Below are 9,959 nucleotides of genomic sequence, written 5' to 3' on the forward strand. Positions count from 1 at the left end.
GAAGAACGTCGACGCCTCCAACCCGGTCGCCGCCGCCGCCGAGCTCGAGCTGATGGCTGCGTACGTCCGTTCCGGCAACACCGGCACCGCGATCGGCACCCTGGACAGCGGCCGGGTCGCCAAGAGCATCGCGATCCTGCAGGGCGCCGGCGCGCTGAAGCAGAACATCACCCCCGAGCAGATCATCGACTTCAGCCTCGCGCCGAAGGCCTGATCGTCCGGTCGTCACCAGGGGGTACGTTCCGCCGATCCGGTGGGGCGTACCCCCGTCGCTCGTCGGCCCCCACCGGGGCCGTGAGATTTCGAGGAGGACAAGATGACCGACGTCCGGTCAGCGGACCCGGCGGTGGCGGCGACCCCGGCCCCGGGTGCCGGCCCCGAGTCGGGGCGTGCGGGTCGAGGTGCCGGTCTCCGGGCCGGAGCCGGGGCGGCGCTGCCCGCGGTCGGCCTCCTGATTGCTCTGGCGGTGTGGTGGTTGACCGCCCGGCTGGAACTGATCCACCCTGCGGCGCTGCCGCCGCCCGGCGAGGTGCTCACCGCGTTCGTCGATAAGCCCGTCCAGATGCTGGGGCACACCTGGGACACGATGCTGGAGATCCTGTACGGCTTCGCCCTCTCGGTCGCCGCCGGTGTCCTGCTCGGACTCTCCCTGGCCAGCTCCCGCACGGTCGAGCGGATGTTCACCCCGCTCCTTGTCGCGGTGAACGCGGTGCCGAAGATCACGCTGGGCCCGCTGCTGGTGGTGGCGTTCGGCTGGGGCCAGACGCCGATCCTCACCATGGTGTTCCTGCTCTGCTTCTTCCCGATCGTGCTGTCGACCGCCACCGGCCTCACCACCACTCCGGCGGACCTGGCCGAACTGGTGCGGTCCTGGAACGCGTCCCGCTGGCAGGCGTTCCGCAAGGTGCGCTTCCCGGCCGCGCTGCCGCAGATCTTCGTCGGGCTCAAGGTGGCCATGCCGTTGGCCGCGATCGGCGCGGTGATCGGTGAGTTCCAGGCCGGCGAGAGTGGCCTCGGCTACGTCATCACGCAGTACGCCGGCGTCGGCGACACCGCCACCGCGTGGGCGGCGATCATGCTGGTGGCGCTGGTGAGCATCCTGCTCTACTCGGCGCTCCTGCTGACCGAGCGGCTGGCCCTGCCCTGGGTCCGCGAAACCACGAGCAGCCGCTGACACAGAGAAGCAAGCAAGATCAAGACCATCCCCAGAAACGCGAAGGGCCGGCCTCCCACTTGGAGGCCGGCCCTTTCGTCGAAGCCGCAGGCGAGTCGGGTGTGGCCGACCGTGCCCGGCGGAGGGATCAAGCCTGACCGCCCGGAGCCGGGGACGGTCGGCCACACCCCCACCCGGCACACGACGAAGAGCGCCGGGCGGAAAGAAGTACGAGGCCCGAACGTTACCCCGCCAACCGCCAGCGGCCGTTGCGGGCGACCAGCGTGGTGAGCGCCTGCGGCATCAGGCCGCTGTGGTTGTCCGGCGTCATCCGGATCGGCCCGGACAGGCCGTCCATCTGGGAGGTTTCGAGCACGTCCCGGAGGCCGTCGCGGTCGACCTTGCCGATCTCACCGCCGGCCCGCAGTTCCGCGTCGGCGATGAGCTGGACGGCGTCCGCGGCGAAGGACGACGCCCCGTTGTAGCCGCCGAAGCGTGCCGTGTAGTCCTGGAACCACTGCCGCCGCGCGGCCTTGGCCGGCGTGGTCGCGATCACGTCGTCGATCACCATCGTCTGGGTGAAGATCAGCGTCGCACGCTCGGTGGCCTTGGCCGCACCGCCGAGGAAGAGGTCACCGGCCGCCCCGGCGTCGAAGAACAGCGACCCACGGAAGGTGGTCTGCTGGGCGCTGGTCGCGGCCAGCGTCGCCTGCTCCGGCGGGGTCCAGAAGACGAGTGCGTCCGGCTTGCTCGACGTGAGCTGCCGGACCTGCTGGTTCACGTCGGTGTCGGTGATCTTGGCCTTCTGCTCGCGAAGCGTGATGTTGGCCTTGTCCAACTCGCTCTTGAGCGCGGCCATGCCCTCCCGGCCGTAGTCGTCGTCGCTGACGAGCGCCCCCACCTTGCGGACGTTGTTGCGTCGCAGTTCGGTGGTGAGTGCGGCGGCACTGTCGGCGGCGTTGGGGCCCAGCTTGAACACGTAGCGCCGATCGGCGACCGGGCTGGCGACCCCGCCGGAAGCGGCGAGCGCAATGGTGGGAATCCGCTTCTCGTTGATGGTCCCCACGGCACCGAGCGCGCATTCGTTGCAGCCACCCATGATGATGGCGCTGACCTGAGAATCGCTGCTGAAGTCCGCGATGTTGCGAAGCGACTCGGCGGCGTCGGAACGGTTGTCCTTGAACTTCAGTTCAATCTTCCGGCCGTTCAGTGCTCCGGAGGAGTTCAACTGATCGCGCTTGAGTTCGAGGGCTCGCTGGTATGTCCGGCCGACGGGTGCCGCGGCGCCGGACAGTTCGAGGTCGACGGCGATCACGATCGGACTCGTGTCCGTGTCCGCTTCACCGAACTGGCAGCCGGTGAGCGTGGTGGCCACTACGGCCGATGCGAGCGCCGCGATGGTCGCGGAGCGGATGGGGCTCAACTCAGTCCTCCAGGTGCGGGCGCGGGCGCTGCCCGGTCATCGCCGCTAAACCGTCCTCAGTGGAGGGCGGGATCTTCTCTGCCGTACGGTGTGCGCGAAGCCTGCAAAACCTTGCCAATGGCCGGCGCTGTGGTCAAGCGCGGACCCCGGCATCGCTTTCGGGACGGTCATCCCACATGCTGGGGTAACGCAATGTTTGCAAAACCTCACTTTGCACACACGCGTGACCACTCTGGAGTCACATGCCCTGTTCAGGGGCTTGCGGAAATGAAGGTATCAGTTGCCCGGAACACGGGATGCGCTCCGTCCGACCGTTTCCTACCTCACTGCGGCTTCCCAAATCCGATCTTCTCTGATGAAATCGCGGCCGTGCCGCGCGTGGTCCCCTCCGCTTACGGCATGGCTCGGCGGGTCAGGCGGGGAAGAAACGACGGAGGCGATGTCGTGAGCACCGGACCGACGGCCCTGCCCGCGCTCGGCGACAACACTCGGCGTCCGAGCCGACGGTTGCCCAGACTGCGGGACGCACGAATCCGGTCCAAGCTGGCGCTGATCCTGGTCGTTCCGGTGGCGGCGGTGATCGCGCTGGCCACGGTCCGGTTGATCACCGTTGGCGAGGGTGCCCTCGACGCCACCCGGGCCCGTTCGTTGACGGCGCTCGCCGTCGACGTCAGCGCCCTCACGCAGGATCTCCAGAGCGAGCGGATGGCCGCGGCGGCCTACCTGGCCACGCCGCAGCAGCCGGCGGACGCGTACAACCTGCGGGTCCGTCAGACGCAGCAGCAGGTGGACGAGTACCGCGCCGAGCGGGGCCGGGTCGGCGAGGTGCCGGCGGCCCTGCGCGAGCGACTCGCCGTCATCGACGAGCACCTGGCCACTCTGGACGGCACCCGCCAGGAGGTTCTGGACCGCCGGCAGATGGCGGTCGCCGAGGCGGTGCTCCGCTACGGCGTCATCCTCACCGACCTGGTCGCGTACGGCGACGGTCTGGCCCAGCTGCCCGGCTCCGAAAGCCTGGCGGACAGTCGCCGCGCGGTTGCCGCCTTCGCCCGCGCCAAGGCCTCCGTGGCCGAGGAGCAGGCGGTCGCCTTCACCGCGCTGACGGCGGGTCAGCTCGACTCGGAGCAGTTCTCCTCCTTCGTGGCGACGCTGACCAGTCAGCAGGAGTCCCTGGTCGCCTTCTCCCTGGCCGCCGACCCGGTACAGCGCGCACTCGTCGACAGCACCGTCTCGGGTGACGCGGTCGGTCTGGCCGACCGGGTGGCCACCGACATCACCCGCTCGGTCGGGCAGCGCCCGCTGGTCACCGCGCAGGACGCCACCGCCGCCATCGGCGCGGTGAACGACCTGATGCGCTGGGCCGAGATCCAACTTCAGGACCGACTGCTCCAGCAGGCCGACGAGGCGCGCTCGGACGTCATCCGGCAGGCCGTCGTCGAGTCGGTACTGGTGCTGCTGACGCTGATCATCGCCGTGACGCTGGCCGTGGTGCTGGCCCGCTCGCTCAACCACTCGCTGCGCCGGCTGCGTGAGGGCGCCCTCTCGGTGGCGAACCACGACCTGCCGGACGCCGTGCAGCGGTTGCAGACCATGGGCAGCGTGGGCGACGGCGGGGTGGACGAGATCGTCCGCCAGGTCCGGGACCCCATCCAGCTCAACAGCCGCGACGAGGTCGGTCAGGTCGCGGTGGCCTTCAACGTCGTCCACCGCGAGGCGGTACGGGTCGCGGCCGAGCAGGCGGCGCTGCGTACCAGCGTCTCGGCGATGTTCCTCAACCTGGCCCGCCGTAGTCAGACCCTGGTCGACCGGATGATCGGTGAGCTGGACGCGATCGAGCGTGGCGAGGAGGACCCGAAGCGGCTCGCGCAGCTCTTCGAGCTGGACCACCTGGCCACCCGAATGCGCCGCAACGACGAGAACCTGCTGGTCCTGGCCGGTGCCGACTCGGCAGTACCGCGTCGCGACGACGCGCTGGTGGTCGACGTTCTGCGTGCCGCCCAGTCCGAGGTGGAGCTGTACAACCGCATCGAGTTCGGGACGGTGGACACCGACATCTCGGTGGCCGCGCACGCGGTCAACGACGTGGTACGCCTCGTCGCCGAGCTTCTCGACAACGCCACCCGGTTCTCGCCGCCGAACACCACTGTGGTCGCCGATGGTCGCCGGATCCGCGACTACGTCCTCATCCAGATCGAGGACCGTGGGCTCGGCCTCACCGACGAGCAGCTCGACTCGCTCAACCGCCGGTTGGCCGCACCGCCGAGCGTCGACGTCGCCGCGTTCCGGTTGATGGGTCTGGCCGTGGTCAGCCGGCTCGCCTCCCGCTACGGCATCCGGGTGGAGCTGCGTCGCAACGTGGAGGGCGGCACCGTCGCCCAGGTGACGTTGCCCGCCGCCACCGTGGTGCTGCCCAGCAGCCGGGGACGCGACCAGGCGCTCACCCGCCCGCGTCAGCCGATGGCCGTTGAGCAGACGCCGCTCACGCCGGCCGGGCACGCCGAGCAGTTCGCCGGCGCCGCGACCTCGGCGGCGACGCTGCCGGACCAGTGGCGGACCAACACACCGGCAACCACGCAGTGGCAGTCCCCACTGGATTCGCGGGACACCACTCCGGCCGTGCAGGCGGGTGGGTACGCCGGCACGCGCTCGACGGTGCCGCCGGCACCCGCAGCCCCGGCACCCGTGGCACCGCTCCCGCCGGCGCGGCCCTCGTACGGCAACGGACTGGGCGCCTCGACGGGCAGTCCCACGGTGGCCTACCCGACCATCGACCCGCTGCCCCGGCGTGGCTCGACCTCGGACGCAGAGGACGGGCGCGCCGCCAACCCGGGCCTGCCGGTCGGGCCCGTCGCCGGACTCGGCGCGGTGGCACCGCCCGCCGCCCCGTCGGTGCCCGCCGCGCCGGTCAGCACCCGTCCGGACTTCCCCGCCGAAGCGCCGATCTTCCGGGAGATGGAGGCGGTCTGGTTCCGGTCGCACGGCGACGACGCCACCGCGATCTTCACCAGGCCGAACTTCGACGAGCCGCCGCCGACCACCGCAGCTTCGGCCGACGCCGGTCCGCGTACGCGCGGCGACTCCCGGCCGACTGCCGCTCCCGTGCCGGCCGCCGCGCCGGCCCGGCCGAAGTTGCCGACCCGTACCCCGGGCACCTCCAACACCGATGGTGCCGCCGCTTCGGGCGGCGGGGGTCTCGGCGGCGCGACAGCGGGCGGGCTCGGCACGCCCCCCTCGGCCCCCCCGTCGTACACTCCGCCTCCGGCTGCCCGGCCGGCCGCGGCGCCCAGCGCGCCGTCGGCGGACCCGCAGGCCTGGCGGACGGCCGCGGACGAGGGCTGGTCGCGGGCCAGTCGGGCCGCCGAGCCGGCCCCGGCCGGGACCACCCGATCCGGGTTGCCCAAGCGGGTGCCACAGGCACAGCTCGTGCCGGGCGGCATCGAACCGAAGAGCGGCCGGGACCGCAGCCGGCGGACCCCGGATGAAGTACGTGGTCTGCTGTCGGCCTACCACCGCGGCGTACAGCGCGGTCGGACGGCCGGAACGGACCTGAACAGCACCTCGACCAAGGAGAGCCGATGAACAGGCCAGCTGCCATGCAGGACATGGGTTGGCTGCTCACCAACTTCGCCGACAGCGTGGCGGGTATCGCCCACGTGGTGGCGGTGTCCGCCGACGGGCTGCTGCTCGCGTCCTCCCGGGATCTTCCCGGGGACCGGGCCGACCAGCTCGCCGCGATCACCTCTGGCGTGGTGAGCCTGACCGAGGGCGCGGCCCGGATGTTCAGCGCGGGCGGGGTGTTGCAGACAGTCATCGAGATGGACAGCGGGTACCTCTTCCTGATGTCGATCAGCGACGGCTCGTCGATGGCCGTGCTGGCCGCGCGGAGCTGCGACGTGGGCCAGGTGGGCTACGAGATGGCGCTGCTGGTCGAGCGGGTGGGCGCCGCGCTGGTGCCGCTGCCGCGGGACGCGGTGCGGTCCTAGCACCGGTGGATCGGCGCGCGATCGGTGCGCCGAGCCTGAGACCGGAGCCGGCATCCGCCGACTCCACGGGGGACGAGGAGGTGATCGGGGATGGACCAACGGCGCGTTGACCCACGCGGGGCGCTGGTGCGTCCGTACGCGGTCACCCGCGGTCGTACCGAGCCCCGGCAGGACATCGCCCTCGAGGCCGTCCTCACCGCGTCTCTCACCCAGGTCGCCGAGTCCCGCTTCGCCGGGCATGACAAGCACCGCATCGCCACGGTCTGTGAGGGCCGAGCACAGTCGCTGGCGGAGATCGCCGCGTACACCCGGATGCCGCTGGGCGTCGCCCGGGTGTTGGTCGCCGACATGGTGGCCGAGAGCCTGCTGACGTTACACACTGCTGCTCCCGCCGAGGGGTTCGAGGAGCGGATGGAACTGCTTGGAAGGGTGCTAAGTGGACTTCGCAGGCTATGACCCCGCTGGGGGGCGGCCGGGCCGGGGAATCGTCTCCGCGAAGATCGTCGTCGCGGGCGGCTTCGGCGTCGGTAAGACGACACTGGTCGGGGCGATCTCCGAGATCACACCGCTGACCACCGAGGCGTTGATGACCGCGGCGGGCGTCGGTATCGACGACCCGTCCAAGGTGCCGGGCAAGGAGACCACCACGGTCGCCATGGACTTCGGCCGTATCACCATGGCCCAGGACCTGATCCTGTACCTCTTCGGTACACCCGGTCAGACCCGGTTCTGGTTCATGTGGGACGAGATCATCAGAGGTGCGGTGGGTGCCGCCGTGCTGGTGGACACGCGCCGGATCACCGACGCGTTCGCCCCGCTGGACTACTTCGAGAACCGCAACCTGCCGTACGTGGTGGCTCTGAACCGGTTCGACGGCGCTCCCCAGTACGAGCTGGAGGAGGTCCGCGAGGCGCTGGCCATCTCGCCGCAGGTGCCGCTGGTGATGACGGACGCCCGGCACCGGGAGTCGGTCAAGCAGGTGCTGGTGACGGTGGTCGAGCACGCCATGCTCCGCCTCGAGGCAGAGCACGGCCGGGGCTTCGCCGCACCGGTCGGCTGACCTGTCGTGTCCCGGCCGGCCGGTGTCCACCGGCTGGCCGCGACGCGTCAGTCCACCCGGAGGCGGTAGCCGCGCTTCACGACGGTCTGCACCACCCGGGGCGCGCGCAGGCCGGCCCGCAGGCGGGCGACGGCCATCTCCACCGCGTGCTCGTCCGCCCCTCGGGGCAGCGTGCGCAGCAACGCCGTGCGGGACAGCACCCGGCCGGGGGACTGGGCCAGGGCCCGTAGCACCGCCATCGGCGCGGGGGCGAGTGGCCGCAACTCGCCGTCGATCACGGCGGCGTGCCCGCGCAGCGTCAGCAGGTGCCCGCCGGCCTTGAACGTCACGGTCCGGCGGGGCAGCTCGTCGACGATGGTCCGCACCAGGGCCCCCAGTCGGGCCCGACCCGGCGCGCTCACCGGCACCCCGCGTCGGAGCAGCGGCTCGGCGGTCACCGCGCCGACACAGCTGGCGAGCACGTCGCTGCGGAACGCGGAGAGCAGCGCGTCGGTACGGTCCCCGGCTGCCCGCAGCAGCGCCTCGGCCGCCGGCGCCGAGGTGAAGGTGACAGCGTCCACCAGCCGGCCGGCGATCAGGTCGATCAACCGGTGCAGCGGCGCCGGGTCGGTTGGCGGAGCCCAGCGGTAGACCGGCACCTCGATCACCGTCGCGCCGGCCGCCTCCAGTGCCATCGTGCAGTCGGGCTGCCGCTCACCGTGCAACTGCATGGCGATCACCTGCCCGGCCACGCCCCGCCGACGCAGGTGGTCCACCACCTCGTCGCAGCTCTCCGAGGCCGGCGACCACTGGTCGTGCAGCCCGGCCGCACGGATCGCGCCGCGCGCCTTCGGGCCGCGGGCCACCACGTACGAGCTGGCCAGCACCGAGCGCAGTGGCTCGCCCAGCCCCCAGCCCTCGGCCGCCTCCAACCACCCCCGCATGCCGATGCCGGTGTTCGCCATCAGGATGTCCGGCGGTTGGTCGAGGCAGGCGCGGGTCGCCTCGCGCAGCTCGGTGTCGTCAGACAGCGGCACGATCCGCAGCGCCGGGGCGAGCACGACCCGGGCGCCCCGCCGTTCGAGCAACGCGGCCAATTCGTCGCGCCGCCGGTCGGCGGTCACCCCGATGGTGAAGCCCGCCAGTTCCTCCCGCATCAACCCTCCTGTCGCAGCCGCACCTCGACCAGACCGTCGCGGCACCGTGCGTCGTGCCGGGCCACGGCCACCCCGGGCAGGTCGAGGCAGTGCCCGCTGCGCAGGTCGTACACCTGCTTGTGCAGCGGCGAGGCGACCGTCGGCACACCGCCGCGGCTGCCGACGATGCCCCGGGACAGCACGTACGCCCCGGAGACCGGATCGCGGTTGTCGATCGCGAACAGCCCGTCCGCCGTCCGGAACAGTGCGATCTGTGCGCCGTCGACCAGGGCGGCGACCCCCCGGTCCGGTTCGAGGCGGTCGAGGGTGCAGACAGCTGTCCAGCTCAGCGTGATGGTCTGGTTCATCGCCGTACCTCCGGTAGGCCGAGGGTGACCGGCCGACGGCGGTGACCGTCGGCGGGGGTGTCGCCCCGTGCCGGCACCGGTTGGCCGCGCTCCAGGGCAAAGGTGATCGACGGGTCGGGTACGTCGGGGGCGTTGACGAAGGAGGTGTAGCGGCGCAGCCGGTCCGGGTCGTCGAGCACGTCGCGCCACTCGTCGGAGTACGACGACACGTGCTGGGCCATCGCCGCGTCGAGTTCGGCGCAGAGCCCGAGCGAGTCGTCCACGATCACCGAGCGCAGGTGGTCCAGGCCGCCGTCCATCGCCTCGATCCAGCCGGCGGTGCGTTGCAGCCGGTCGGCAGTGCGGATGTAGTAGATGAGGAATCTGTCGATCAGCGTGATCAGCGTTTCCGTGGACAGGTCGGTGGCGAACAGGTCGGCGTGCCGGGGCCGGAAGCCGCCGTTGCCACCGACGTAGAGATTCCAGCCGGTCTCGGTGGCGATGATGCCGAAGTCCTTGCTGCGGGCCTCCGCGCACTCGCGGGCGCAGCCGGAGACCGCCGACTTGAGCTTGTGCGGGGCACGTAGCCCCCGGTAGCGCAGCTCCAGGGCGACGGCCAACCCCACCGAGTCCTGTACGCCGTACCGGCACCAGGTCTCGCCCACACAGGACTTCACCGTCCGCAGCGCCTTGCCGTACGCGTGACCGGACTCGAAGCCGGCGTCCACCAGTCGTCGCCAGATCTGCGGCAACTGCTCCACCCGCGCCCCGAACAGGTCGATGCGCTGCCCGCCGGTGATCTTCGTGTAGAGCTGGAAGTCCCGGGCCACCTCGCCGATCACGATGAGCTTCTCCGGGGTGATCTCGCCGCCCGGGAT

The 9,959-nt window shown here is 71.4% G+C and carries 7 protein-coding genes and 3 pseudogenes; 6 read left to right on the top strand and 4 right to left on the bottom strand.

The features are described from left to right. Positions 1 to 214 (top strand): annotated as a pseudogene (locus ACWCO3_RS25255) (ABC transporter substrate-binding protein); the annotation flags it as partial. 219 nt (positions 215 to 433) lie between these two features. After that, positions 434 to 1,174: pseudogene (locus ACWCO3_RS25260) on the top strand (ABC transporter permease); the annotation flags it as partial. Between the two features lie 223 nt (positions 1,175 to 1,397). Here the strand turns inward: ACWCO3_RS25260 and ACWCO3_RS25265 are convergent. After that, positions 1,398 to 2,576 (bottom strand): ABC transporter substrate-binding protein, encoded by a 1,179-nt coding sequence (locus ACWCO3_RS25265; RefSeq protein WP_357929691.1) that lies wholly within the window; start codon positions 2,574 to 2,576, stop codon positions 1,398 to 1,400. Between the two features lie 444 nt (positions 2,577 to 3,020). Between ACWCO3_RS25265 and ACWCO3_RS25270 the strand changes: the two genes are divergently transcribed. The 4 genes from ACWCO3_RS25270 (at position 3,021) to ACWCO3_RS25285 (ending at position 7,619) form a co-directional block, all read left to right on the top strand. After that, on the top strand, positions 3,021 to 6,155 hold the full coding sequence (locus tag ACWCO3_RS25270; RefSeq protein WP_358051758.1) for a sensor histidine kinase: 3,135 nt from the start codon (positions 3,021 to 3,023) through the stop codon (positions 6,153 to 6,155). After that, positions 6,152 to 6,559, top strand: coding sequence for a roadblock/LC7 domain-containing protein (locus tag ACWCO3_RS25275; protein WP_007465177.1), 408 nt, complete (start codon positions 6,152 to 6,154; stop codon positions 6,557 to 6,559). Before ACWCO3_RS25270 ends, ACWCO3_RS25275 begins: the two co-directional genes overlap by 4 nt. A gap of 90 nt (positions 6,560 to 6,649) precedes the next feature. Beyond that, positions 6,650 to 7,015: a DUF742 domain-containing protein gene (locus ACWCO3_RS25280; protein WP_088950207.1), complete on the top strand. Its 366-nt coding sequence runs from the start codon at positions 6,650 to 6,652 to the stop codon at positions 7,013 to 7,015. After that, on the top strand, positions 6,996 to 7,619 hold the full coding sequence (locus tag ACWCO3_RS25285; RefSeq protein WP_145778925.1) for a GTP-binding protein: 624 nt from the start codon (positions 6,996 to 6,998) through the stop codon (positions 7,617 to 7,619). Before ACWCO3_RS25280 ends, ACWCO3_RS25285 begins: the two co-directional genes overlap by 20 nt. Positions 7,620 to 7,666: 47 nt before the next feature. On the opposite strand, the gene ACWCO3_RS25290 is transcribed toward ACWCO3_RS25285, so the two are convergent. The 3 genes and pseudogenes from ACWCO3_RS25290 to ACWCO3_RS25300 all read right to left on the bottom strand — a co-directional run. Next, entirely contained in the window at positions 7,667 to 8,755 is a 1,089-nt protein-coding gene (locus ACWCO3_RS25290; RefSeq protein WP_145778926.1) for a uroporphyrinogen-III synthase, read from the bottom strand. Further along, positions 8,755 to 9,102, bottom strand: a complete 348-nt coding sequence (gene nirD, locus ACWCO3_RS25295; protein ID WP_145778927.1) for a nitrite reductase small subunit NirD — start codon at positions 9,100 to 9,102, stop codon at positions 8,755 to 8,757. The genes ACWCO3_RS25290 and nirD overlap by 1 nt, the downstream gene beginning before the upstream one ends. Then, positions 9,099 to 9,959 (bottom strand): annotated as a pseudogene (locus ACWCO3_RS25300) (nitrite reductase (NAD(P)H)); the annotation flags it as partial. The pseudogene ACWCO3_RS25300 and the gene nirD, both read right to left, overlap by 4 nt.

This window comes from Micromonospora sp. NPDC002411 (assembly GCF_053592955.1).